Source organism: Delftia sp. ZNC0008, from assembly GCF_000799035.1.
GTDB classification, from domain to species: domain Bacteria; phylum Pseudomonadota; class Gammaproteobacteria; order Burkholderiales; family Burkholderiaceae_C; genus Comamonas; species Comamonas tsuruhatensis.
In genome coordinates this window covers 28,872-53,466 of sequence record NZ_JTKZ01000068.1, presented here as the reverse complement: position 1 = coordinate 53,466, position 24,595 = coordinate 28,872, and the positions used below count along the sequence as shown (strand labels likewise).

Sequence of the window (24,595 nt, the reverse complement as noted above, 5' to 3'; positions counted from 1 at the left end):
TGGAATTTTGAAGGCTGACGCTTTGAGTTTCTATCTGTAACATGTGCCTCTGATATGAGAGCTGCAGATTTCGTCTGGAGCATGTTCTGTAGAGAACTCTTAGAGGTGCGAGCGATGTCAGAAACGACTATTCCTGTTCCTACCGGGAGCATTAAGCTTCGGTTCCTTGAGCTTTGCCAGTTTCGGCGATTGGGCAATGTTCAAGTCGACATTGACCCGAAGACGACAATTCTAGTTGGGGCCAACAACAGCGGGAAAACCTCCATCTTGGCCGCGCTTCGTCACTTCTTGGCTGATGGTTCGGCGTTCGGCGCTTTCGACCTGAGTCTCTCCCAATGGCCCAAGCTTCGCTCCATCGGGCAGCAGTGGGAGGCACTGACTGAGGACCCATCCACTGTCCTTGGCCCCAATGACCCGTGGGAAAAGCAGCTCCAATTATTGCTCTCAGCAATGCCAACTCTTGACCTCTGGTTCGAGGCGGAAGCGGGCATGTACCACTACGTGGCGCCTTTCTTGTCCAGGTTCAGTTGGAAGGGTGGGGCCGTAGGCTTGCGTCTGCGGCTTGAGCCGGTGGCGGACGTTGTGGAGCTCAAAAAGCTTGCGTGGGCCTATAGCCTGGCCCGGACACCGGTGAAAGACATGGGTGATGACTCGCTTGCCTGGCCCATAGACCTGCTTGACTTCTGGCTTAGGGAGCCATCAAAGCTTGGGCAGGTTTGCGCATACAAGCTTGATGCTGACAACAATCCGATGAGCGGGATGGTGAGCTATGTTAAGCAAGAACTTCCAGCAAATGCCGTAGCCATTGAGCGGAAGAGCCTGTCAAAGCTGATACGTGTTGACTTCGTGGCTGCGCAGCGAGGACTTGGGAGTGAAGAGGCGGAGTCGCGCTCTACTTCTGGTCCGCATCGGGTCGGCATGTTTTCCAACCAGCTTCTGCAGTTTGCTCGAAAGCACCTGAACGTGACCAGTTCCGGGCACGGGCATCGCGCAGACCTCATCAAGGCGGTGGCTGATGCACAACGAGACTTGGACAAGAAAATTCATGAGGCCCTTGCCGACTCTGTAGAGCAAGTGAAGGAGTTGGGCTATCCAGGGTTGCATGACCCTCAGGAAATTCGCTTCCGCACTCGCATTCAAACTGCGGACCTGCTGAACCATGGAACTGCGGTCCAGTACAGCATGCAGAAGGAGTCCCTTGAAGAGCTTTTGCCTGAGTACTCCATCGGCTTGGGGTATCAGAACCTCCAGTCCCTAAGCTACCAACTGGTTTCTTTTAAAGCCGCTCGGCTACGACCTGAAAAGGGTTCACCCCCGCCCGTTCATCTGGTGATGATTGAAGAGCCGGAAGCCCATCTGCATGTGCAGGTCCAACGCATTTTTCCCGCTAAGGCTCACAAGCTCATCAGCCCGACGCAGAAGGATGCTTCTGCGCTGACGAGCCAGCTGCTCATCAGCACTCACTCGAGTCATTTGGCTCATGCAGAGAACTTTGACAGACTGCGGTATGTGCGCCGCATTGCAAAGAGTTCTACCAACTCAATGCCGACCACTGAGGTGGTCAACCTGGGGCAAGTTTTTGGCGACGACAAGCAGACCCGACAGTTTGCTGAACGCTACTTTCGCGTGCAGCACACAGACCTGTTGTTCGCCAACGCAGCCATCTTCGTCGAGGGTGTGGCGGAGCGCATGCTTGTTCCGCTGTTCATTGAGCGGGATTTCCATAATTTAAGCAGCAGGTATGTCTCCTACCTTGATATCGGCGGTAGCCATGCACATCGACTTCGTCCGCTCTTGGAGAAGCTCAAGATACCCACCGTCATCATCACGGATATTGACCCTGTGGGAGAGCAGAACGAGTCGACGGATGGCGATGGCTCCTTAGAGAAGCTAGTGGCCGTCGCAAACGTCGGCCAGCCCGGACTGCAATGCGGTAACCACACCTTGCGAGGTTGGCACCCCAAGCTGCACTCGCTGGATGACTTCAAAAGGCCGGATGAAGGAAAACTGGTGTGGAGCGAGATACCCGGCTGTGTAGTGCGATTCGCTTGGCAGCTCCCGGTAGGTGAGGTAGATGGTCCCTGGCCAAGTACGTTTGAAGACTCCCTCATTCTTACCAATGTCGAGTGGTTTAAGTCACTCATGGTGACTCAGCGTGACGAGGCTGGCGTCCGTATCAAGCCACCTATTGGCGCTTTAGGGGCTGTAGGTAGGCGGGCGACGAAGGCCGCCAATAGTACGGAGTTGCTCCATGAGCTTCATAAACTGATGCATGGCAGCTTCAGCAAAGGTGACTTTGCTGCCAGCTTGTTTGAGATGATTTCGGCCCAGGAGCCCGTTGTCTGCCCCGAGTACATATCCGATGCGCTGGGATGGCTGCAAACCCAGTTGGAGCCTGAGAAGAAGCCCGAAACGGACCTTGGGACTATGCCAGAACCAAGAGCCGAAGGGTCGATGGCATCGGAGCTGTCCGCATGACCGCGGCGGTTGATGCTCAGGAAAAGGACCTTGACGCAGGCGTCGTCGAGGAAATCTGTGGATATCTGACCGAGACGCCTCCGCGAAGCTTCTTCCTTTTTGCTGGGGCGGGCTCGGGCAAGACGTACACGTTGATTGAAGTGCTGCGGCGCCTCACGGGAGTTACCGCCCACGAAAAGGGTGGCCAGGTCGCGCGGAGCCTGCGGATGTACGGCCGTTCAATTCGAGTGGTGACTTACACCAAGAACGCTGTGGCCATCATCAAAGGGCGGCTTGGTGAGAATGACTTGGTCGGAGTTTCGACTATCCATGCATTTTGCTGGGAGCTTATCAGTGGCTTTGACGATGACATACGTGAAGCGTTGATATCGCTGAAGGAAGCGAAGCACGCCAAAGACACTGCCGCTGGCTTGAGCAAGCCTAAGGGCATCACTGCAGCAAAGCAGCGGGACCTAGACAAACTACTTGCGGACATCGAAGCCATCCGGCAGACGGAGACATTCATCTATCACCCGGACCGGGACACTTATGGCCCTGGCGCGCTGGTCCACAGCGACGTGCTTGGAGCCACTGCTTGGCTTATAGAAAGGCGTCCAACACTTCGAACGGTTCTGAAGGACCGTTACCCGGTAGTACTGATTGACGAGTCGCAAGACACGATAGAGGGAGTTTTGGATGCGCTTTTAGCTGTTGCGGAGCCACGGGGAAGCGGGCTCACGCTGGGTCTCATCGGGGACCATAGGCAGCGAATCTACTTGGAAGGGCACGATGACTTGCCGAGCCATGTGCCAGCGAGTTGGGCCACGCCTGAGCTGAAGATGAACCGTCGAAGCCAGCGTCGAATCGTTGACCTCATCAACGACATATGGGCCGCTGACCTTGATGGCCGGACCCAACCCGCCACGGGCGTGAAGCAACATCCTCGAAAAGATAAAAATGGGGGAATTGTGCGAATTTTCGTTGGCCTCAATGACCTCTCGGACGACGAGAAGGTGGCTGGAGAGCGTTGGTGCGCAGACCACATGAGGGCGGCAACAAGTTCTGCATCCTGGGATGATGGCTACCAAACGCTGGCTCTGGAACACAAGCTCGTTGCGAAGCGCGGCTCGTTCGTTGAAGTGTTCGAGGCCATGGACCTGCTGGACCCGAACTCATCTTCACCCAGCGGCAGCTTCGAGAAAAAGGGCCCTGCCGCTGCTCGGCTGATGCTCAGTGAGCTTGCTCAGTTGGAAGCGTGCCTTAACGATGACGGTACGCTCAATGAGTTCTTGGCAACAGAGGTCCTTCGACAACATAAGTGCCTTGATGGAATACCGGAAGATGCGCTGGCAAGAGAAAGCCGCATTGATGAAATGCTCGTTGCTTTGAGCGATTTCGCCAAGGCCTGTTCTACTCCCGCGGCTAGTGTGGAGCAAGTTCTCCAGCCTATTTTGACGGCACGTATTTTTGAGGTAGATGCAAAGCTTTCCGCGGCTTTTGCTGACAAGTCTCCCGCGCCACCACCTCCTCAGAAGAAATCAGATGAAGCCAAAGTGGACAGGCTCAAACGCGGCTGGTCTGAGCTATTTGCGGCGCCTTGGAGTCAGCTTCGAAAGTACCGCACCTACCTGGCGGGCGGCTCGGAACTTGCAACCCATCAAGTGGTTAAGGGTTCGGAGTTCAAAAACGTCATGGTGGTGATGGATGACAAGATGGCCGGAGGCACGCTCTTTTACTACGACAAGATTCTTGGTGGATTGGCGCTCAGCGCAACTGACCGAGCTAACGCTGGCAACGGGGTCGAAACAACCATTGACCGGACACTGCGCCTTCTTTATGTGACTTGTAGCCGCGCAGAGGAGTCTCTGGCTCTGGTTCTCTGGTCCCATAACCCGGCTGCTGCACTTTCGCACCTTCGTACGAATGGATGGTTTGCTCCGGAGGAGGTGGTCGAGATTCCGTAGCCTTAGTTCTCTGCATTTTTTCTCGAGCTATAGCAGCCTCCAGGGTGGCTCGGTAAAGGTCGTTAGAGGCCTGTCGTCGCATTTGAGATGCATGTCATGCATGGGAGCAGGTCATGCAGGAGCCTCATCGGGGCGCATGTTCGACGGCTCGTTGTTTAGTTGCTTTCAGGTGTGATGATTCTGAAGAAGGTGTTGCAGTGCATTGACGGGCGAGCCAGCATTAACTTCAAAATGCCATCAGATATTCTCCGCTGAAAGTGGAAATGAAAAAGAACTATGTAACCCTCCTAGAGAGGTTCGGCTTAAATTAAAGAGTCGTTGTGAATCGCCGCGAGGCCAGTTATGTGCCTGTATATTTTTTTAAAGGAATCTTCAATGGCTGTTGTTCTTAAAGTTGGGTTTCGTGGCTTGAATGAGGATTACCGGAAGGTAAGGCTGCTTGAGCATGGACTGGAAGGTGCTTGCAAACCTGCGGTTACGGTAGTGACGGGGCACAATGGTTCGCAAAAAAGTACGTTATTACGGCATATTGCTAATTATTTGATATCACCTGAGGAGTTTAATGCTGAAAATAATATTCACCTACTTACTCCTGCACCTTCACCGCATCTGCTATGCATTTCTGGGTCTACGGCAGATAGGTTCCCTCAACGAGAAAGACCTGGTCGTGGTCGAAATAATTTCGACGTGCCAAACTATACGTATGTTGGGCAGCGCGTAATGAACAACCTTCTCAGTCGCAAGGCGCCTATGGAGACAGTGCTGGCCCTTGCTTTTGCATCTGAAAAAATGGAAAGGTTTGGCTGGGGATTCTTCAAACAAGCGCATGCTCATGCGGGAATTTTTCCTGAGGTAAAGTGTACCTTTGGTTTTAAATTTCCATCTAAAGATATTTTCGATATTAAAGATTCTATTGAATTAATTTCTCGGAGCAATAGTCGCGAAAGCGCTAGGGCGCATGTGGGTGTTAGATTTTCTCAATCTATGGCAAGATGGATTCTGAAGGAATTTTCTGAAGCCGATATACAAGAACTCCAGGAATATATTGAGGGGCGGGTGCGTTACAGGAATATCTCTGTAAATTTGAAAGATACTGGTCCGGCTTCAGAGATGCTTTCAGTGAGTGCTATACGCCTTGGTTTGCTTATTGGGATAATAAAACTTAGGGAGGTCGAAGTTCATAGTATCAGGGGTGGGGATTCCTTTTCATTGTTTGAGCTTAGCTCTGGTGAGTACAATATGTACTCGAGTATATTGGCTGTGGGTTTTGGGGTGAGTGAGGATACAGTTCTTTTATTTGATGAGCCAGAAAATAATCTTCATCCTCAATGGCAGAGGGACCTAATGAGTGCTGTTTTCGAAGTCTGCTCGAAAGTTATGTCTTCCAACGGTCATGTCATTATTAGTACACATTCTCCTCTAATTGTGGGTTCGGCACCTGACCTGAGTTCAGTAGTTGACATCACCCCTGAATCTGCAAAGACTTCCATCGTCCATTATGGGGCCTCTGCAGATGAACTGCTACTTAGGCAGTTTGGCGTCGGCTCTAGTCGCAACAAGGTGGTGGTGGATACAGTTCAACGAGCCATTTCTTTTGTAGAGCGAGGTGATTTTGATAATAAGAATTTCCTAGCGCTAGTTCCTGAATTGCTAGATATTCGCAGAGCATTAACTATGGACGACCCGATGATTGAGGTTATCGATGCATTAATTGGGAAAGAGGTGGTTGAATGAATATGGTTTTTCAGATAATCTCCCCGACACCCAATTACCCTGATGGTACGTCCGCAGCCCTTCTTGCGGGACTCGATTGGGATAGCGGTGTAGGAAAAGCTATCATCAAGAAGTTCAAGGACGGTTTGAAAAAATCACTTTTTGATATCCAAGGTGGGGTTTGTTGTTTTTGTCGTCGCGCTTTATACGATGACTACGCAAATCACCTGGAGCATTTTCTTGAGAAGAAGATTTATCCAGAGTTCACATTCGAAATTAGAAATCTTGCTCTATCTTGCGGGACATGCAATTCAAACAAAGAAAAAAATTTCAAGAGATTTAATAAGACCTACAAAAAGATATACTCAATTTCACTCGGAGCAGGCGCACGTCACGTTCCTGCCTTACACGGTCAGCTGCCACCGGGCTCCGGGTTTCCGGTTACCCCCTCCAGCTTCCGATGGGTCAGCCCACACTTTCATCAATATTCGCAACACATCATTTTGAAGAGGGGCTGGGTCTTCACAGGCCTGACTCCACAGGGGCGGCGGACGATTTCAGGTTGCGAGCTTAATGATGTGGCTGTCCTTGAAGAGCGCGCCTTACAGACTCGGTTGGGGCGACGTGGCGGGCGGCTTTCCTTGCTGGTAGGTGCAGCTGCAGAGCTTTCCACGCATCGAGCTGCAGATGTCTATAAGGCGGTGGCCAAGGTGCTCATTCGTCGAAGAGAAGCTGCGACGACATAATCCCTTTTATGGCAGCACATCCATACGGCGTTGGATTTATCCGGTAGCGCTCGACGCATCCATGGTTATTAGGCACGAGCTACAAACGTTCCACTACATCGATTCATTGTGTATGGGATTGCTTCAGATGCTGTTCGACTGCAGCGGAACTCGTGCCAACTGCTTTCACCGCGGCCTTCAACTGCTCCGGGGTCACGTTGAATTTCTTGGACCAGTCGCGCAGTTCGTAGTCTTCGTTCACATCGATGCGCGTGCGGTCTTGACCGCCGGTCTTGGTCTTGTCGTCAGACATATCGCTCTCCTAGTACAGGGGCCAATGCCCCGCTGGAGTCGATGGTCGGTCTCATTCGCCCAGGGCAAGGCCAGTGTGGCCCCATAGCGGCTGCCAGCCTGTTCCGACATGTGCTTTCCTAGGGGCAGTGACGTTTCAAAAACAGGGTAGCACTAGCACAGAGCCCCAGTGGTATGCCAGCTCATACAGCTGGTTCTTGACGCCTGTTTGGCGTGTTATGGGGAGATTTTCTTAGATTAGATACAGGCTTGACGCTAATAAAGTCCTGAGATGTAACGGTGGTGGATGTGACGTCTTCCTTGCAGACACTGGTGCGCGCTTCGTGGTACTGTATAAAAAAACAGGTTCCCAGCCATGTCCACCCTACCGAACTACGCTCAACACGATGCTGCTGGCCGCAATGCTGCGCCCCTGCGCGCGTTCGTCCAGTCTTCCGGCCTCTCCCAGGTAGTCTGGTGCGGCAACGAGCTGGGTTCGCAGATTGTGGAGACGGTGTCTTCCGGGTGGCCCGAGTTGGACAAGGAGCTACCCGGTAGTGGGTGGCCGCGCCGCTCGGTCACCGAGGTGCTGACGGCCCAGCCTTCAGTTGTTGAGTGGCGGTTGCTTGCACCAGGTTTGCGCCCCATCATCGAAGCAGGTGGCCAGGTCGTTGTCATCGGACCGCCGCGCAACCCACACCTCCCTGGTCTGACCCATATGGGTCTGAACGACAGGCAGCTGGTGTGGATTAAGGCTGATGTCCCGTCTGAGAGGCTTTGGGCCACCGAACAGCTCATCAAGTCCAACTCTGCGGGCGCCATCATTGCGTGGCTGCCGAAAGCCCGACCCGACCAGCTGCGTCGACTCCAGGTGTGCTCTCAGGGCTGCGAAGCGCCAGTTTTCTTGTGCCGCCCTGAGGTCGCTCAGCACGAGTCATCTGCTGCACCACTACGCGTACAGGCTTCAGCTGGTCTGGACTGGGAACTGAACGTACAAATCCTGAAGCGACGGGGGCCGCAGCAGGAACACTCCCTGGTGCTTGCATCTGTGCCAGGTGGACTTGCATCGGTCCTGACCCCAAGATTGCGCCGCCCGAGTTCACTCATCACTCCAGAGGTTCCCCATGTTGTGGGTCGCCCTGCTACTGCCTTCCGGCCCGCACACGTCGCCGCTTGATGACCAACTGCGTGGACTCTCGATGTATGCGCTGCAGTTTTCGCCGCGCACAGCCATTGTTGAGAACGCGGTAGTCGTCGAGCTGGAAGCGAGCGTTCGGTTGTTCGGTGGCAAGCGGGCCCTACGAGACCGCATCGTTGCAGAGGTTCCCGCGTTGGGGGTTGAGCAGATAGCTTGGTCCTCCACCAGTCTGGCCGCATTGGCATGTGCTCGGGGTGGGCATGAAAACGGCATCAAGGGCGCGCTGACGACCCTTCTGGACCCACTGCCGATGGAGACATTGGCTGCGGTGAAGCCGCACCTGACAACGTTGACGCAATTGGGCTGCCGAACGCTTGGCGATGTCAGGGCATTGCCACGGGGCGGGATAAGCCGGCGTTTCGACAAGCAGCTTCTGACAGCGCTAGACCAGGCGTATGGGTTGCGCCCGGAAGCCCACAACTGGGTTGAAGCACCGGAGGTTTTCAAAGCCCGTCTTGAACTCATGTCTCGTGTCGATTCCGCTCCGGCGCTTTTGTTCGGGACCCGCCGACTGATGCTTCAAATGTGCGGATGGCTTGCTGCCAGAAATGCGGGTACGACCTCGTTCTGTCTGCGCTGGGTCCACGATGCCATGCGAGCACGCGACGCTGGAGACGGCGGCGAACTGACTGTGCGAACTGCAGAGCCCATGCGCGATGTGGAGCATCTATGTCGCCTGCTTGCTGAGCACCTCGCAAAAGTTGAGCTCGCTGCCCCCGCGGGCGACCTTGAGCTGGAAGCCTTGGATGTGCATCCTTTGGAAGAGCTCAGCCGGTCGTTACTGCCCGACCCGGTCCAGTCCGGTGAATCTCTCACACTGGTGCTCGAGCGAGTCGCCGCGCGGCTTGGCGCGGAGAAGGTCGTACGTCCTGTCGTTGTGGAAGACCACCGGCTGGAGTGGATGGCACAGTGGCAGCCCGCTCCCGAGCCACTTCCCAGGAAACGTGCACGCAGCAGCCGCTTCCCGCAGCCCAGCTTCATCCTGTCAGAACCATTGCGCTTGTCGATGCGCGGGGACAAGCCGATGTACCAAGGCGTGCTGCAGCTGCTTGCCGGGCCGCACCGGGTCGAAGGCGGGTGGTGGCAGAGGCTTGATAACGGCGGGGAGGAATACACAGGCAATGTCGCTCGCGATTACTGGGTGGCTCAAAGTCCACATTGCGGCGTGCTCTGGGTCTTTCAGCAGCGGCTGGCCGGGGACCAGACCGCGTGGTACCTCCATGGAGCTTTCGCATGAGCAACAGCATCGATACGCGCGCGGGCATCCCGGCGTATGCAGAGCTGCGGGCTCTCAGCAATTTTTCGTTCCTCAAGGGAGCAAGCTGGCCGGAAGAGCTTGTGAAGAGGGCCAAGGCCCTTGGCTACAGCGCGATTGCGGTGTGCGATGAATGTTCGATGGCCGGTGCCGTTCGGGCCCATGTGGCCAGCAAAGAGCATGACTTGAAGGTGCTGCACGGCAGCCAGTTTCAGGTTGTGTGTGATGCACCCTTCACCTTGGTCGTCATAGCGCGCAACATCGAGGGATACGGCAACGTTTGCGAGTTCATCACAAGCTTGAGACGCTCAGCAGAGAAGGGCACCTACCGGCTCGAACTGGACGCCATTGAGCCTTCGGCACTGGCAGACTGCGTGGTCCTGGTTTCGCCGGCCCGCGAATCGACCGACGCCCAGTTGGAGACCATTGCACGATGGCTGCTCAACAGCTTCATCGGTCGGTGCTGGCTCGCTGTAGAGATGCAGCGTGTGCTGGATGACGAGATGTGGCTGTACCGCATGCGTTTGGTGAGCGAGCTGACCGCGATTCCGCTGGTCGCGTCGGGAGACGTCCGAATGCATCTTCGGTCCCGCAAGATGCTCCACGATGTGATGACAGCGACTCGGGTCGGACGCCCGCTCACTGACTGTGGCCTTGACCTCGAGCTCAACAGTGAGCAGCACATGCGCAGCCGTGTTTTGCTGGCACAGCGCTTCCCGGAAGACTTGCTCAACGAGACATTACGCGTTGCAGAGCGCTGCACCTTTTCGCTCGATGAGCTGCGATACCAGTACCCCTCGGAGGTGGTGCCGGAGGGGCAGACCCCTGCAAGTTACCTGCGGCAACTCACATACGACGGCGCCGGCCGCCGTTGGCCAGGTGGCATGCCCGCGAAGGTCCAAGCCCAGATAGAACATGAGCTCGAGCTCATATGCGAGTTGAACTACGAGCACTACTTTCTGACTGTGGCAGACATCGTACGTTTCGCACAGTCTCAGGGCATCTTGTGCCAAGGCCGCGGGAGCGCTGCAAACAGCGTGGTCTGCTACTGCATAGGCGTGACGGAAGTGGACCCTGCTCGGATGAGCGTCCTCTTCGAACGCTTCATCTCCCGCGAACGAAATGAGCCACCGGACATAGACGTCGATTTCGAGCACCAAAGGCGTGAAGAGGTTATTCAGTACCTGTATCGAAAGTACGGAAGAGACCGAGCCGCCCTGACCGCAGTCGTCATCAAGTACCGGGCGAAGATGGCCTTCAAGGATGTTGGTAAGGCTCTGGGCATCCCGCTCGAGCAACTGGAGGCGCTGGCGTCAAACTTGGCTTGGTGGGATGGCAGCGAGGTACTGGAGCAGCGTGTTGCGGAGTCCGGCCTGGACCCTTCCAAACTCGTGGTGCAGCAGCTGATGAAGCTGACTTCCCAGCTCATCGGAATGCCTCGGCACATGAGTCAGCACCCTGGCGGCTTTGTGCTCACGAAAGGGCCCCTCAAGCGGCTCGTGCCCATCGAAAACGCATCGATGGAAGACAGGACCATCTGCGAATGGGACAAGGATGACCTCGATGCGCTGGGATTGCTGAAAGTGGATGTGCTGGCGTTGGGGATGCTGTCCGCTATACGGCGCTCCCTCGAGTTCGTCAGCATGCGAAAAGGCTACGCTTTCTCCATGCAGGACATCCCTGCGGAGGACCGCGCGACGTACCAGATGATTTCGCGGGCAGACACGGTGGGCGTATTCCAAATCGAGTCCCGGGCTCAGATGTCGATGCTGCCCAGGCTCAAGCCGCAGTGCTTCTACGACCTCGTCATCGAAGTCGCGATAGTGCGGCCAGGCCCGATACAAGGGAACATGGTGCATCCGTACTTGAACAGGCGTCAGGGGAAGGAGCCTGTGGAGTACCCCAGCGAAGCGCTGAAAGAAGCGCTTGGTCGGACCCTTGGGGTTCCCATTTTTCAGGAGCAAGTCATGCAAGTGGCAATCCTGGCTGCAGGCTTCACTGCGGGCGAAGCAGACCAACTGCGAAGGTCAATGGCTGCATGGAAGCGTAAGGGCGGGCTCCAGCAGTACTACGACAAGATAGTCACAGGTATGACGTCACGCGGGTACGAGCGCGCCTTCGCGCACCAGATTTTTGAACAAATCAAAGGCTTCTCTGAGTACGGCTTCCCTGAAAGCCACGCGGCCAGTTTCGCGCTGCTTGTCTACGCCAGTTGCTGGCTTAAAAAGCATCATCCTGCCGAGTTCCTCGCAGCTCTTCTCAACTCCCAGCCGTTGGGTTTCTATTCGCCATCACAGCTTGTGCAAGATGCTCAGCGGCACGACGTGGAGGTGCGTGCGGTGGACGTGATGTACAGCGACTGGGACTGCACCCTTGAGGACCTTCCGGACCCTCCCGCTGTGCGTCTGGGCATTCGCCTAATAGATGGCTTCAAGGAAGCATCGGCTGGGCGCATCATGGCGGAGCGCGCGCATGGTCCGTTCGATGACCCAGAGGACTTGGCTCACAGGGCGAAGCTGGAGCAGCACGAGATGAAGTTGCTTGCGGGCGCTGATGCACTGCGAAGCCTCTCTGGCCATCGTCGCCAACAGGTTTGGCAAGCTTCGGCGTTGCGACGCGCACCCGAGCTCCTGCAGGGCGCCCCGGTCGATGAAGACTTCCTTGAACTGCCCGCTGCCCTTGAAGGCGAAGAGGTCGTCCACGACTACAACACCGTCGGTCTCACGCTGCGCAGCCATCCGATGCTGCTGTTGAGGCCCGAACTCGAAAAGCATCGCTTGGCCCGGGCCTCGGACCTTGACCGGGTACGTGCAGGACAGATGGTTCGCTACGCCGGCATCGTCACGGTCCGTCAGCAGCCCGAGACAGCAAAGGGGACGGTGTTCATCTCGCTTGAAGATGAGACCGGCAATGTGCAAGTCATCGTCTGGCCTCACCTCAAAGAGCGGCATCGCCCCGAAGTGTTGCGCTCAAAGCTGCTCGCGGTGTATGGGCGGTGGCAACGCGAGGGCGACGTGAAGAACCTCATTGCCTTCAAGCTCAAAGACCTGTCGCACATTCTGGGTGGGCTGTCCACGACTTCCCGCGACTTCCATTAACAGCATGTGCTGAGTGGCTGCTGCCGGTCGCGAAACGTTTTGCATGGGCAGATGCCGCGCAAGCGCACCGAGCACTGGAGGCGGGGCACTCTGAGGGAGCGGTGGTGCTCACGACCTAAGCGAGCCGGTCATTGCGATAACACAAAAGAAAGGGCCTATGGGGCCCTTCTTTCAGAGAATCAGAATGGCTCGGAAGTCATTCACATTCGTGTGGGTCGGGCCGGTTACGAACAGGTCGCTGAGCTCGGAGAAATATCCGTAGGAATCATTGCGCTCCAGGAAGTCGCTCAACGACAGCTTGGCGTCACGGGCCCGAGCGAGGGTGTCAGGGCACACGAAGGCGCCTGCATTGCCCTCGACTCCATCGATGCCGTCCGTATCCGCAGCCAATGCCCACACGTTGGCTTCTTCACGCAGGCCAGCCACCAGACCCAGGCAGAACTCACCAGCTCTGCCACCGCGACCACGGGGTCCTTCTTTGACGCTCATGTTGACCGTGACGGTGGTCTCACCGCCCGATAGCAGCAACAGTGGAGTGCGATTGGCGCTTGAGTTCTTCATGAAAGCCCGAGCCATTGCTGCGTGCTCCATACCAACGACGCGGGACTCACCTTCGATGTCGTCTCCAAGGATTCGCACATCGAGGCCCAGCCGTTTCGCCTCTACGGCTGCTGCGCCAAGCGCTTGTTGGGGCGTGGCTATCAGCCGCACTTCGTTTTTGGAAAACCGAGGGTCATTGAGCTTGGGGGTTTCCAGCCTGCCAGCCTCAAGCGCTTCGCGCACTGCGTCAGGTACCGAGATGTCGTACTTTTCCAGGACGACCAACGCATCAGCGCAGGTGGATGCGTCCCCAACGGTGGGGCCGCTGGCAATCACCGATACATCGTCACCAGGCACATCGCTGATTGCCAGCGTGATAACTCGCGCGGGGTGGCACGCGGTGGCAAGGAGGCCGCCTTTGATGCGCGAGATGTGTTTGCGTACGCAGTTGATTTCACGGATGTCCGCGCCGCATTCCAGCAAGGCCTGATTGATGCGCTGCTTCTCTGCCAGGTCCATTCCCTCGATGGGCAAGGTCAGCAGGGCTGAGCCGCCTCCGGACATGAGGCAGACCACCTGGTCGTCTTCGGTCAACCCGTCGGTCAATGCAAGCATCCGAACGGCAGCCTCGTAGCTAGCTTGGTCCGGAACAGGGTGGGATGCCTCAATGACTTCAATACGGTCGGACAAGCCTTGCGGCCGCGGGGGCGTGTGGCGGTAGCGTGTGACCACAAGCCCGCTCATCGGGGCGTCCGAAGGCCAGGTGGCCTCCATTGCATAGGCCATTGCTCCAGCTGCCTTGCCTGCCCCGAGAACCAAGGTGCGTCCCTTGGGCGGTGCAGGCAGGAAGTCTTTGAGCGTCTCGGACGGTTGCGCGCGCCGGACCGCAGCGTAGTAGAGCCGCTCGAGCAGCTCACGAGGATTCAGGTTCGAGTCCATCGGCGGTCAGTTCACCACGTTGACTGGCATGCCTTGTACGAAAGCTTCGATGTTGTCGATGAGCTGGTCGGCGAGGCCTTGAATGGCTTCCTGAGAGGCCCACGCAACATGCGGCGTCAGAATGAAGTTGGGCAGGTCGAGCAGTGACATGAAGGGGTGGTCTGCCGGCGGTGGCTCCTGGGAGACCACATCAAAGCCTGCGCCGCCGAGAAGACCCGAACGCAGGGCATCTGCCAGTGCTGCTTCATCGACGAGGCCACCGCGTGCGGTGTTGATAAGCAGCGGCTTGCGCTGCATGAGCTCGAATTCCGCCTTGCCAATCATGTTGCGTGTTTGCACTGTTAGCGGGCAGTGCAGCGTGATGATGTCGGACTCTGCGAGCACCTTCTCGAACGGGGTGTACAGAGCGCCCATGTCCGAACGACCCTTGAATGCGGAGACTAGGACTTTCATGCCCAGCGCGCGGCCGATGGTGGCAACAGCGCTGCCCAGAACGCCATCGCCGATGACGCCGAGCGTCGAGCCGGCAAGGTCGCGAATGGGGTGGTCGAAGTAGCAGAACTGCCCAGACTCTTGCCAACGGCCAGCTCGCACGGAATCGTGATAGGCGGTAATGCTACGGCGCAGGGCAAAGATGAGGGCGAAGGTATGTTCCGGGACGGTGTTGCCCGCGTAGTTGCGGATATTGCTAACCACGACCCCGCCGGAACTGCATGCAGCAAGGTCAATGTTGTCGGTTCCGGTAGCAGCGACCGCGACGAGCTTGAGCTTGCTGGCCTGGCGGATTGCGGCGGCGTGCAGCTTGACCTTGTTTGTGATGACGATGTCTGCGTCCGCGATGCGCTCGGCGACTTCGTCAGGTTGCGTGTTCTCGTACGACACGAGCTGATGACCGAACGAAGGATGGCGCAGTGTCGTTTCAGGGGAGAACGTGGAGCGGTCGAGGAATGCAATCTTCAGTGTCATGGCGGTCAATCGAAATTAAGGCTGATGAACGGAGAAAAGCCAGCGACTTCTCAAAGAGAGGTGGCTGACTTGGCAGGAGATACGAAAGGGTCAGTCAACAACTGCGCCGGATTCTTTGACGATAGGGGCCCACCGAGCGATGTCCTCCTTGAGCAATTGCGCAAGGCGGGTCGGACCACCAGTTAAAGGCTCCACGCCAGCAACCTTGAAGCGCTCTTGAACATCCGGCGCAGCCACGGCCTGGGCAACAAGTTCATTGAGCTTCGCGATGACGGGCGCGGGCGTGCCGTGCACGGAGAACAGGCCGACCCAGAGCTCTCCGGTATAACCAGGAACGACTTCCGAGATGGAAGGAACGTCCGGCAGAGCGAAGGAGCGCTTGGGCGAGCTCACGCCCAGGGCACGCAGCTTTCCGGATTTAATGAATTCGATGCACGACGGCAGACTGGCGAAGGCCAGGGGGATTTGTCCGCCCATCACGTCCGTCAGTGCCGGCGCCACGCCGCGATAGGGCACGTGCTGCAACTGGATGCCCGCGCGCGATGCGAGCATTGCACCCAGCAGATGGTTCAAGGAGCCGTTGCCAGCTGAGGCGTACTGCGGCGCCTCCTTGCTGGTCTTGGCCACCTGAATCAGCTCGGCCATGGTCTTGGCCGAGAAGGAAGGGTTGGCCACGAGCACGTTGGGCACCACGCCGACGGGAGCAACCGGGTCAAAGTCCTTCACGGGGTCGAAGGAAATCTTCTTGTACAGGGCCGGATTGATGGCTTGTGTGCTGCTAACCGTGAGCAGCAACGTATACCCTTCCTTGGACTGCCGAGCAGCATATTCCGTCCCGATGTTGCCGTTAGCTCCTGGGCGGTTCTCGACGATAACCCGTTGGTTCGAGAGCTCTCCCAGCTTTTGAGCGAGGATGCGTCCCACGGTGTCGTTGGTGCCGCCAGGTGCTTGCGGCACCACAATGGTGATGAGTTTGCTGGGGTACTGCTCAGCAAAGGCTTTAGAGCCCAGCAGCAAGCCCGCCGTGGTGAAAGCGCCGAAATCGCGTCGGTTGAGGTTCATGGTTTTGTCTCCAAACTTTTTTTTGTTTGCACGTGTCGCTCAAGCTTGCTCGAGCAAGTCCTTCGCGCGGTGGTAGACGGGCTTATCAATCATTACGCCGTCCACCTTGATGGCGCCTTCACCGCGAGCGGAGGCTTCGTCGAATGCTTCAACCACACGCTTGGCCGAGGCGAGTTCCTCGGCAGTCGGCGTATAGGCTTCGTTGACCACATCGACGAACTTGGGGTGGACGACCACGGCTCCGCGAAAGCCCAGCCCACGTGCACGGCGCACGACCGGCTTGAAGTCTTCTGCCGAGCCCAGGTCTGCAATCGAAGCGATGAAGCCGATGGGCTGGATGCGGGCTGCACGGGCTGCAGTGAGCACGGCCATGCTCGGGAAGAGAAGCGCGTCAGGCGTCGGCAAGCCCCCGCAGTCCAGCGAATAGTCTTCGCTTCCGAGCATCATCCCCATGACGCGGGGAGAGGATGCCGCGATGTCGTACAGGAGCGGAAGCGCGCACGCGCTCTCGATTTGCAGAAGGAAACGGACGTGACCGGCTGCTATCGCATTGGCCTTTTCCAGGTCGGTGACCATCTGCGCGATGACTTGAACGTCCCGAGGGTGCTCGACCTTCGGCAAAACAAGAATGTCCAGCCCGGGAACGACGGCCGCATGGAGGTCTACGACCGTGGTCAGCCAGTCGCCGTTGACCCGGACAGCTGCAAGCTTCTTCGCAGCCTTGAGCGTGCCAATGGACGCAGCGAGGCGCTCGCGTGCCGTGGCGCGCAGGGACGGGTGCGTGCCGTCTTCAAGGTCGAGGATGACGGCATCGCTGGCCTTATTGACAGCGCTTTGCAGCAGGCGGTCGTTGGCAGCAGGCACGAAAAGGAAGGAACGGACGAACTTCATGGTCAGGCGCTCTGCTCGGCGGTGTTGGTTGCTTGCTCGAACCAGGTGTCGTTGTCCTGGCCGATGGAGGGGGCGCTACGGCGAATGGCAGGGCGCTTGCCGTTGATGCGGTAAGGGGCAGCGTGCACAGAGACGGTGCGGCCATCGGGTGCTACCTGGTCTACCAGCAGCTGGCTTTCCGCGATGTAGGGGTGCTGCAGCAGGTCGGCAATGTCGCAAACCGCGCCGGCAGTGATATCGCGCACTGCGAAGAACTCCAGAGCCTCCTGAAGGTTCAACTTCATGATGTGCCCTTGGATGAGGGCGTCGAGGGCATCGATGTTCTTCAGGCGGGCTTCATGGGTTGCGAAACGCGGGTCTTGCAGACCTTCGGGATAGCCGATGCCTTCGAAGAGGCGGGCGAGCGTGCCCTCCATGCCGGCGGACAGTGCAACCCACTTCTCATCGCTGGTCTTGTAGACATTGCGAGGAGCGTGAGTGGGTGAGCGGCTGCCAGAGCGAGGTGTTGGCTTGCCCGTGAGCTGGAACTCCGCGGCTTGTGGGCCAAGGATGGAGAAGAGCGGCTCAAACAGCGACAGGTCGATTTCCTGGACTTCAGGCGAGCTGCTGCTGCGCTGACCGTGAAAGGCGGCCAGGGCCAATGCCGCGCCATAGATGCCGGCGACCGAATCGGCCATGGCAAAGGGTGGCAGCACTGGGGGCAGGTCGGGGTATCCGTTCATCGCGGCGAAGCCACTCATGGCTTCAATCAGGGAGCCAAAGCCTCCCTTGGATGCGAACTGGCCGGTCTGGCCCCAGCCAGAGATACGGACGACCACGAGCTTGGGGTTGATGGCGTTGAGCTTGTCTTTGCCGAGGCCCATGCGCTCTAGGGTTCCTGGGCGGAAGTTCTCGACAAGGATGTCGGCATTGGACAGAAGGTCGACCAGCTTGGCCATGTCCTCAGGGGTGCGCAGGTTGAGCTCGACGCTGTCCTTGTTGCGGCTATATGCGAGCCAGTAGGTGCTCATGCCGCTTCGCTGCCATGCGCGTAGTTCGTCGCCCTTGCGAGGAGGCTCCACCTTGATGACGGTTGCGCCAAGGTCTGCCAGCACATGGGTGAGCATGTTTCCGGAGACGAGTCGAGACAGGTCGACCACTTTGACGTCTGCTAGAGGTTGCGTGCCGTCTGCTGCCGCAGGGTGTTTTTGTGTGTTCATGAGATGCTCCTGACGGCAGTCTCGGCTCTTGTCATCTATCTGTAAAATACATTCAACGTCTACTTGATATCGTTATAATCAATACCAATGGAACTGCGGCAGCTGCGATACTTCATCGGCGTCTGCGAGGCTGGCGGTGTTCTCGCGGCCTCCAAGACACTTCACGTAGCGCAGCCTGCGCTGAGTCAAAGCATTGCTTCGCTGGAAGACGAACTGGGGGCCCAGCTCTTCGTCCGGACGAACCGGGGTATGACGTTGACGGAGGCTGGAAGAACAATGCTTGAGCACGCGCATGTGGTGCTCGCCGATATCGAGCGTGCGCGCAGTGCGGTTCAGTTCGCGGCTCACGACATTCAGGGAGAGGTGGTCATCGGGCTGCCGACGACGGTCGCGCTGGTCGCGACGATTCCCATCCTGGCGGCAACACGCGAGCAGTTCCCCAAGGTCAAGCTCAAGCTCATTGAAAGTCACAGCGGCTTCCTGACCGAGTGGCTTCGCGCAGGCAGGCTCGACCTGTCGGTGCTGTTTGAGGCGGGCAGCGAGCCGGGCTTCGAATATCGATTGATGCTCGAGGAGAGGCTTGCTTTGGTGACCACGTCGCAGGAAGCACCCAAGTCCACGACAGTTGCGTTGCGCACGCTTTCCTCGAGGCCACTGGTACTGCCTGCACGCGAGCACGGAATGACTCGTGTCATAAATAACGCCTGTGCGGAAAATGATGTGCACCTCAACGTGGTCGCGGAGATTGATTCGCTGCCGAACATCAAAAAAGCGGTTCTCGCGGGTATGGCGAGCACCATCCTGTCTCCAGGTGCGGTCGCTGACGAGGTGCAAGCAGGCCACCTGGTGGTGACCACGATTACGCGACCTCATATCTCTCGCCAGGTGACTTGCGCAACGTCCCGGGGCCGGCCAACCACCCCCGCCATCGAGGCCATGCGGTCACTCATCACTGAGCAAATTCGCAAGTTGGTCGAAAGCGGGGGATGGCCGGCGGTTTGGATTGGTGAAACCGCTGCTCGTTAGCGGCGCTCAGCTGCGAAGTAGTCGCGCACGAAGTTGATTCCCGGCCAGTCGTATCCTGCACCTGGTCGGGCAACGTTCGCAAACTCCATGTAGGGTCGCTGCGCGGCGTTATCGGGCTGCCAAGTGGGTAGGCCTTGGCCATTCGGGTCGCCTGTGCGAGCGAAGCGCACCCAGGCATCTGCCATCGTCTGCGCTACCTTGGAATCGGTCTCGTTGTAGGGCCGGTTCTTGCCGCGATGCTGAGCGTTGAGATTGTCGAACCCATATTGCAGCTCATCCCCATGGATGGGTGCCGCAGCAGCTTCATTGCGATGGCGTGTGAACACGTATCGGTAGCTACGGACGCCGTACTGCAGGTAGCTTGCCAAGAGTTCGCGTGTGCCAAAGCGGTATTCCGTATCGCTGTACAGGTCAGCCAGGGCCTGCTGTACCTTGTCGTTGCTGTTCACCCGGTATGCCGCCCAGGCAGCGTCGCCGCGATGCGGGAAGGATTTGCGGACCAGTTGCTCGTACTCCGAGACGGTTTTGATAGGCCAATTGCGGGTCGCGCCACCACCTTCGTTGGCATTGAATCCGACGAGCAGAGGAACCCTGGCAAACTTGCCGGTGGCATAGGCTTGGTAGTCGGGCGTCTTCACGACATAGCCGTCCTGCACGATGCTCAGAGCACGCCCTGTGGCGATGGACTGTCCGCCTCCAAGCTTCTTTTGAAGTGCCAGGAAATCTGTCGCGGGACGGGCGCGCAGTGCTGCGATATCACCTCCTACCTGCGTGCCGTACTGTTCGGCTTCCTTCAAGGAGATTTTCGGGCGCATCACCCCAACGCTCTGAAGAATGGCTTTGTGGAATGTGCCTTGTGCAAGGTCGGACGTCATGACTGCACTGATGGCATGTGCGCCGGCGGACTGCCCCATGATGGTGACGTTGCTGGCGTCACCGCCGAAGGCAGCTATGTTCCGCTGAACCCATTTGAGTGCGGCGATTTGGTCCATGAGGCCGTAGTCCCCTGACGCTGCGTTGGGAGACTCGGCAGTCAGCTGCGGATGGGCCATGAATCCGAGCAGGCCCAAGCGGTAGTTGATGGTGACCACAACGGCGCCGCGGCTGGCCAAGGACTGGCCGTCGTAGCTCGGATGCGAGCCTGAGCCATATGCGAAGCCTCCGCCATGAATCCAGACAATCACAGGGAGCTTCTCGTTGGCCTGCTTTGCCGCCGTCCAAACATTGAGGTTCAGGCAGTCTTCGCTCATGGCGCCGCGCTGCTCTGGGTACTCCTGTGGCTGGACGCAGTAGTCGCCGAAGGAGGTTGCCGGTCGCTCACCACTCCACGATGCTGCTGGCTGCGGGGGCTTCCAGCGCAGATTCCCGGTTGGCGCGGCGGCATACGGAATCCCCAGGAAACGCTTCACTTCGGCGCCATCGCCACGGACGGCGCCCGATTCGGTGACGGCGAGGTTGTCTGCCAGCTTGGGCCCGGAGCTCGGGGTCGCGCACGCAACGAGGAGGACGCTAGAGAGGCCAGTCAGAATGGCTTGAGCGGTGTTCATGGCGCGCACCTCCTTACTCGGCCTTGATGTTGCTCTCGCGAACCACCTTGGCCCAAGAGATTGTTTCCTGGGCGACGAATGCACCGAGCTCTTCGGGTCCCATGTAGGCGGCGAAGCCGCCTTGGCCTTCAATCTTCTTTTGGTACGTTTCGCTCTCAACGATGGTTTTAATCATGCTGGCCAGGCGAGCTTGAACGGCTGGCGGTGTCTTTGCGGGCGCGAAGACGGCAAACCAGCTTTCAACCTCGTACCCAGGCAGTCCTGCTTCAGCCGAGGTCGGAACGTTAGGCATTGAGGGGTGGCGGCGAGTTCCGGCATATGCCAGTGCCTTCAACTTGCCCGCTTGTACTTGGCCGATGACCGATGGAGGTGTGGTGACGAACATGTCGACCTGGCCGCTGATGAGGTCCGTGATGACCGGTCCGGCGCCCTTGTAGGCCACATGGCTGACAGGCACCTTGGCCTGCTTACCGAACATCTCGCCGGCGATGTGTTGGATGGAGCCATTGCCGGAAGAGGCGTAGAACAGGCCCTTCGGGTTCTTTCGCTCGTAGGCGATGAACTCCTGCAGGTTCTTGACGGGAATACTTGCGCTGACTGCGACCACATGGGGCGCGCGCATCACGAGCGCGATGGGGGCGAAATCGCTGGTCTTCCAGCGAATCTGCGGGAACAGGGCGGGGTTGCCCACGTGATAGCCCGAGTACTGAACGAGCAGGGTGTGTCCATCCGCAGATGCGCGAGCAACGAGCTCGGTACCAATGTTCCCGCTTGCGCCGGGGCGGTTGTCGATGACAACGGGGTGCCCAATGGCTGTTTGAAGTTGCTCACCAATTAAGCGCGCAACGATGTCGGTAGAGCCGGCTGGAGCACTCGGCACTACCAGCGTCACGGCCTTGGTCGGCCAATTCTCCGCATGGGATGCACCGAGAGCAGTGCACATGGCGATGGCGAGAAATGCATTTCTACGAATCATGGTCTTGTCTCCTAGTATTTTTTGGACGAAAGCATCCCTGCCCGGCTGCCCTTTCGGGAGGCCGGGTTGAGAGAATTGGGGAGGTTGGAGGCTCTGCTAGGCCTTAGCGAGCTCCGAAATCTCGATGAGATTCAGGTCGGGGTCGCGCAGGTAGATGGAGCGAATCTTTCCGGTCGCTCCGGTGCGCATCACCGGGCCCTCGGAAATCGGGACCGCGAGCTCCTCCAGACGCTTGATGACGTCGTCGAGCGGGATGGCGGCGAGGAAGCACAGGTCGAGAGCGCCGGGAACTGGGGTGTGGGCCTTCGGTTCGAACTCGCGACCCTTCACATGCAGGTTGATTTTCTGGTTGCCGAACATGAAAGCTTTGCGCTCCACGGGAGGCGTTCCGCCGATGAACGACTCCAGTCGCATGCCGAGGATTTCGGTATAGAAGCGAACGCATTCAGCTTCGTTGGCCGTGGTCAGAACCAGGTGGTCGAGGTGACTAATCATGATGATGTCTCTACTTTGTTGTGATATCGCGAGCCAGAGCTCGCTCCCGGATTTCGTTGAATCCTGCTGGAGGTGAGTGACGTGTGAGTCGTTCACCGGCGCGGCTGACCTGTGCAGGAAGTTCATGGCCAACCAGCTCGGCGAGAAGGTGGGCCGCCTCGATGAGGCCTGGAACGCTGACCCCGGTGTCGTAGCCCATGCACTGCAGCATGTGGACCACGTCTTCCGTGGAGACGTTCCCAGACGCGCCAGGCGCGTAGGGGCAACCGCCAATCCCACCCAGGGACATGTCGAACTGGGTAATGCCCGCTTGAACCGCAGCGACCGTGTTCACCAGGCCCATACCGCGGGTGTTGTGGAAGTGGCCGGTGATGTTGATGCCTGGAAATGCCTTCGCCACGCTGTCGCAGATGCGGTAGACCTGCGTGGGGTATGCCATGCCGGTGGTGTCGCAAAGCGTCACGCCTGTGGCACCGAGGTCTGCGAATTTGCCCACGAGCTCCAGCACGTTGTCCTGCGGAACCTCGCCTTCCATGGGGCAGCCGAATACGCAAGACAGGGAGATGTTCACGGGCACGTTGGCTGACCGGGCCTGAGCAACGACATCACCGAGTTGGCGCAGCGACTGTGGGCGGGTCATTCGCAAGTTCGCGAGGTTGTGGGTCTCGCTGGCGGACATCACCAGGTTGAACTCATCCACGCGGCATTCCAATGCACGCTCGCCACCGCGGACGTTGGGAATCAACGCGGTGTAGACGACACCTGGCTCGCGCCGGATGCGGTGCATGACGGCCTCAGCATCCTTGAGTGCGGGGATGGCGGTGGGCGAAGTGAAGGAGGTCACCTCAATCTTGGCGTATCCCAGGCCGCTGAGCTTGTCGACAAGTGCGACCTTGTCATCGGTCTCGACGAAGACAGATTCGTTCTGCAGCCCGTCACGCGTGGCAACTTCGTTGATGCGGATTTTTGCGGAGTTGCCTTCAAACATGCTGTGCCTCCAGATTGCGACGTGCGGGCCAGCCCGTGGCATGAACGATGTCTTGGGTGTGTTCTCCAAGCAATGGGGCGGGGTGTGCGAAGCGCCCAGGTGTGGCGCTGAGCTTGGGGACGATTCCGGGGACCTTCACGCTTTCGCCCGTAGCCGTCTTCTGTTCCACAATCATTTCCCGGGCTTGGTACTGGGGGTCATTCACGATGTCCTCCACCGTATAAACCTTGCCGGCGGGCACTTTGGCCTCATCGAGCACAGCGAGCACGCCTTCAAGAGTCTTTGTCTTGGTCCACGCCTCGATTGCTGCATCAATTTCCTGCACATGTGCAACGCGGCCGTCGTTCTGCGCAAGGCCAGGGTCTTGCTCAAGGTCGGGCCGACCGATGGCCTGCATTAGGCGTTTGAAAATGCTGTCGCCGTTACCTGCAATGAGCGCATAACCGCCATCGGCGCACTGGTAGGCGTTGGTGGGGGCGATACCGGGAAGGGCACTTCCAGAACGCTCGCGCACGGCACCGAAGGCGTCGTATTCCGGCACAAGGCTCTCCATCATGTTGAAGACGCTCTCGTACAGAGCGACATCAATGAACTGGCCTTCGCCGCCACGTGCATCGCGGTGGTACAGAGCCAGCATGACGCCAAGAGCACCGTGCATGGCAGAGAGGCTGTCTCCAATCGAGATGCCGCAGCGCACCGGTACACGACCGGGTTCTCCTGTCAGATGCCGCAGACCGCCCATCGCCTCACCGAGGACGCCGAAGCCCGGTTTTTGACGGTAAGGGCCAGTCTGGCCGTAGCCGGAGATGCGCAGCATGATGAGCCGGGGATTGAGCGCGTGGAGCTCCTCCCAGCCCAGGCCCCATGCTTCCATCGTGCCCGGCTTGAAGTTCTCGATGACTACATCGGCCTCCTTGAGCAGAGCACGTGTAGCTTCTTGTCCTTCTGTTGTCCGCAGGTCCAGTGCGACGGAGCGCTTGTTGCGGGACTGCACTTCCCACCAGACCGAGGTGCCATCACGGAGCATGCGCCACTTGCGCAGGGGGTCACCAACTCCGGGTGGCTCGACCTTGATGACGTCGGCGCCGAAGTCAGCCAGCGTTTTGCCGGCAAACGGGCCAGCAATCAGTTGGCCCAGTTCGACAACTTTGATACCTTGAAGTGCTTGCACGTTCATCCCATCCGTTGTTCAACGGTTCCACTTTAGGACGAGATGGGCTATCGTGGAATTGCTAAGTTGTAGGCTAGCATTCGCATTTTGCGAA

The 24,595-nt window shown here is 58.1% G+C and carries 19 protein-coding genes; 8 read left to right on the top strand and 11 right to left on the bottom strand.

Features of this window, described 5'->3' with window-relative positions:
- Positions 1-114 precede the first annotated feature (114 nt).
- The 4 genes from L995_RS02335 (at position 115) to L995_RS32730 (ending at position 6,880) form a co-directional block, all read left to right on the top strand.
- Positions 115-2,478: an AAA family ATPase gene (locus L995_RS02335; RefSeq protein WP_082001471.1), complete on the top strand. Its 2,364-nt coding sequence runs from the start codon at positions 115-117 to the stop codon at positions 2,476-2,478.
- On the top strand, positions 2,475-4,421 hold the full coding sequence (locus L995_RS02330; RefSeq protein WP_047468731.1) for a UvrD-helicase domain-containing protein: 1,947 nt from the start codon (positions 2,475-2,477) through the stop codon (positions 4,419-4,421). The genes L995_RS02335 and L995_RS02330 overlap by 4 nt, the downstream gene beginning before the upstream one ends.
- Before the next feature lie 375 nt (positions 4,422-4,796).
- On the top strand, positions 4,797-6,155 hold the full coding sequence (locus tag L995_RS31650) for an AAA family ATPase (RefSeq protein ID WP_082001465.1): 1,359 nt from the start codon (positions 4,797-4,799) through the stop codon (positions 6,153-6,155).
- Positions 6,152-6,880 (top strand): HNH endonuclease, encoded by a 729-nt coding sequence (locus L995_RS32730; protein WP_156135971.1) that lies wholly within the window; start codon positions 6,152-6,154, stop codon positions 6,878-6,880. Before L995_RS31650 ends, L995_RS32730 begins: the two co-directional genes overlap by 4 nt.
- A 103-nt stretch (positions 6,881-6,983) precedes the next feature.
- Here L995_RS32730 and L995_RS02325 read toward each other — a convergent pair whose 3' ends face one another.
- Complete coding sequence (locus L995_RS02325) at positions 6,984-7,172, bottom strand: DUF3606 domain-containing protein (RefSeq protein ID WP_047468728.1); 189 nt, start codon at positions 7,170-7,172, stop codon at positions 6,984-6,986.
- 354 nt (positions 7,173-7,526) lie between these two features.
- Between L995_RS02325 and imuA the strand changes: the two genes are divergently transcribed.
- Genes imuA through L995_RS02315 form a run of 3 tightly spaced genes read left to right on the top strand, consistent with a single transcriptional unit; the run spans position 7,527 to position 12,701 of the window.
- Entirely contained in the window at positions 7,527-8,327 is an 801-nt protein-coding gene (gene imuA / locus L995_RS31645) for a translesion DNA synthesis-associated protein ImuA (RefSeq protein WP_156135970.1), read from the top strand.
- The gene (locus L995_RS02320) at positions 8,275-9,585 is read left to right on the top strand and encodes a Y-family DNA polymerase (protein ID WP_047468725.1); all 1,311 of its coding nucleotides are present in this window, start codon (positions 8,275-8,277) and stop codon (positions 9,583-9,585) included. The genes imuA and L995_RS02320 overlap by 53 nt, the downstream gene beginning before the upstream one ends.
- On the top strand, positions 9,582-12,701 hold the full coding sequence (locus L995_RS02315) for an error-prone DNA polymerase (RefSeq protein ID WP_047468722.1): 3,120 nt from the start codon (positions 9,582-9,584) through the stop codon (positions 12,699-12,701). Before L995_RS02320 ends, L995_RS02315 begins: the two co-directional genes overlap by 4 nt.
- A 171-nt stretch (positions 12,702-12,872) precedes the next feature.
- On the opposite strand, the gene L995_RS02310 is transcribed toward L995_RS02315, so the two are convergent.
- The 5 genes from L995_RS02310 to L995_RS02290 form a co-directional block, all read right to left on the bottom strand.
- Positions 12,873-14,180 carry a glycerate kinase type-2 family protein gene (locus L995_RS02310; protein WP_047468720.1) on the bottom strand — a complete coding sequence of 436 codons (1,308 nt, stop codon included), beginning with the start codon at positions 14,178-14,180 and terminating at the stop codon, positions 12,873-12,875.
- 6 nt (positions 14,181-14,186) lie between these two features.
- A complete protein-coding gene (locus tag L995_RS02305; RefSeq protein ID WP_442855448.1) occupies positions 14,187-15,146 on the bottom strand; it encodes a D-2-hydroxyacid dehydrogenase in 960 nt (319 codons plus the stop codon).
- 90 nt (positions 15,147-15,236) lie between these two features.
- Positions 15,237-16,208, bottom strand: coding sequence for a Bug family tripartite tricarboxylate transporter substrate binding protein (locus L995_RS02300; protein ID WP_047468718.1), 972 nt, complete (start codon positions 16,206-16,208; stop codon positions 15,237-15,239).
- Positions 16,209-16,247: 39 nt separating this feature from the next.
- Positions 16,248-17,099, bottom strand: coding sequence for an HpcH/HpaI aldolase/citrate lyase family protein (locus L995_RS02295; RefSeq protein WP_052195738.1), 852 nt, complete (start codon positions 17,097-17,099; stop codon positions 16,248-16,250).
- A 2-nt stretch (positions 17,100-17,101) separates the two neighbouring features.
- Positions 17,102-18,298, bottom strand: a complete 1,197-nt coding sequence (locus L995_RS02290; RefSeq protein ID WP_082001464.1) for a CaiB/BaiF CoA transferase family protein — start codon at positions 18,296-18,298, stop codon at positions 17,102-17,104.
- Between the two features lie 87 nt (positions 18,299-18,385).
- Here L995_RS02290 and L995_RS02285 point away from each other — a divergent pair, with 87 nt between their 5' ends.
- Positions 18,386-19,324 carry a LysR family transcriptional regulator gene (locus tag L995_RS02285; RefSeq protein ID WP_047468709.1) on the top strand — a complete coding sequence of 313 codons (939 nt, stop codon included), beginning with the start codon at positions 18,386-18,388 and terminating at the stop codon, positions 19,322-19,324.
- On the opposite strand, the gene L995_RS02280 is transcribed toward L995_RS02285, so the two are convergent.
- From L995_RS02280 to L995_RS02260, 5 genes are all read right to left on the bottom strand, one after another.
- Complete coding sequence (locus L995_RS02280; RefSeq protein ID WP_052195736.1) at positions 19,321-20,871, bottom strand: carboxylesterase/lipase family protein; 1,551 nt, start codon at positions 20,869-20,871, stop codon at positions 19,321-19,323. The genes L995_RS02285 and L995_RS02280 overlap by 4 nt on opposite strands.
- A 13-nt stretch (positions 20,872-20,884) precedes the next feature.
- Entirely contained in the window at positions 20,885-21,847 is a 963-nt protein-coding gene (locus tag L995_RS02275) for a Bug family tripartite tricarboxylate transporter substrate binding protein (RefSeq protein WP_047468707.1), read from the bottom strand.
- Positions 21,848-21,943: 96 nt separating this feature from the next.
- Complete coding sequence (locus L995_RS02270) at positions 21,944-22,342, bottom strand: VOC family protein (RefSeq protein ID WP_047468704.1); 399 nt, start codon at positions 22,340-22,342, stop codon at positions 21,944-21,946.
- A gap of 10 nt (positions 22,343-22,352) precedes the next feature.
- Positions 22,353-23,330, bottom strand: coding sequence for a hydroxymethylglutaryl-CoA lyase (locus L995_RS02265; RefSeq protein WP_047468701.1), 978 nt, complete (start codon positions 23,328-23,330; stop codon positions 22,353-22,355).
- Complete coding sequence (locus L995_RS02260) at positions 23,323-24,507, bottom strand: CaiB/BaiF CoA transferase family protein (protein WP_052195735.1); 1,185 nt, start codon at positions 24,505-24,507, stop codon at positions 23,323-23,325. Before L995_RS02260 ends, L995_RS02265 begins: the two co-directional genes overlap by 8 nt.
- Positions 24,508-24,595: the final 88 nt, after the last annotated feature.

What these genes read in the sequence shown, in the direction of transcription:
- L995_RS02280 (WP_052195736.1), bottom strand. Translation starts at nt 20,871, where the DNA reads ATGAACACCGCTCAAGCCATTCTGACTGGCCTCTCTAGCGTCCTCCTC.
- L995_RS02270 (WP_047468704.1), bottom strand. Translation starts at nt 22,342, where the DNA reads ATGATTAGTCACCTCGACCACCTGGTTCTGACCACGGCCAACGAAGCT.
- L995_RS02290 (WP_082001464.1), bottom strand. Translation starts at nt 18,298, where the DNA reads ATGAACACACAAAAACACCCTGCGGCAGCAGACGGCACGCAACCTCTA.
- L995_RS02335 (WP_082001471.1), top strand. Translation starts at nt 115, where the DNA reads ATGTCAGAAACGACTATTCCTGTTCCTACCGGGAGCATTAAGCTTCGG.
- L995_RS02275 (WP_047468707.1), bottom strand. Translation starts at nt 21,847, where the DNA reads ATGATTCGTAGAAATGCATTTCTCGCCATCGCCATGTGCACTGCTCTC.
- L995_RS02320 (WP_047468725.1), top strand. Translation starts at nt 8,275, where the DNA reads ATGTTGTGGGTCGCCCTGCTACTGCCTTCCGGCCCGCACACGTCGCCG.
- L995_RS02285 (WP_047468709.1), top strand. Translation starts at nt 18,386, where the DNA reads ATGGAACTGCGGCAGCTGCGATACTTCATCGGCGTCTGCGAGGCTGGC.
- L995_RS02265 (WP_047468701.1), bottom strand. Translation starts at nt 23,330, where the DNA reads ATGTTTGAAGGCAACTCCGCAAAAATCCGCATCAACGAAGTTGCCACG.
- L995_RS02325 (WP_047468728.1), bottom strand. Translation starts at nt 7,172, where the DNA reads ATGTCTGACGACAAGACCAAGACCGGCGGTCAAGACCGCACGCGCATC.
- L995_RS31650 (WP_082001465.1), top strand. Translation starts at nt 4,797, where the DNA reads ATGGCTGTTGTTCTTAAAGTTGGGTTTCGTGGCTTGAATGAGGATTAC.
- L995_RS02260 (WP_052195735.1), bottom strand. Translation starts at nt 24,507, where the DNA reads ATGAACGTGCAAGCACTTCAAGGTATCAAAGTTGTCGAACTGGGCCAA.
- L995_RS02305 (WP_442855448.1), bottom strand. Translation starts at nt 15,146, where the DNA reads ATGACACTGAAGATTGCATTCCTCGACCGCTCCACGTTCTCCCCTGAA.
- L995_RS32730 (WP_156135971.1), top strand. Translation starts at nt 6,152, where the DNA reads ATGAATATGGTTTTTCAGATAATCTCCCCGACACCCAATTACCCTGAT.
- L995_RS02300 (WP_047468718.1), bottom strand. Translation starts at nt 16,208, where the DNA reads ATGAACCTCAACCGACGCGATTTCGGCGCTTTCACCACGGCGGGCTTG.
- imuA (WP_156135970.1), top strand. Translation starts at nt 7,527, where the DNA reads ATGTCCACCCTACCGAACTACGCTCAACACGATGCTGCTGGCCGCAAT.
- L995_RS02330 (WP_047468731.1), top strand. Translation starts at nt 2,475, where the DNA reads ATGACCGCGGCGGTTGATGCTCAGGAAAAGGACCTTGACGCAGGCGTC.
- L995_RS02310 (WP_047468720.1), bottom strand. Translation starts at nt 14,180, where the DNA reads ATGGACTCGAACCTGAATCCTCGTGAGCTGCTCGAGCGGCTCTACTAC.
- L995_RS02315 (WP_047468722.1), top strand. Translation starts at nt 9,582, where the DNA reads ATGAGCAACAGCATCGATACGCGCGCGGGCATCCCGGCGTATGCAGAG.
- L995_RS02295 (WP_052195738.1), bottom strand. Translation starts at nt 17,099, where the DNA reads ATGAAGTTCGTCCGTTCCTTCCTTTTCGTGCCTGCTGCCAACGACCGC.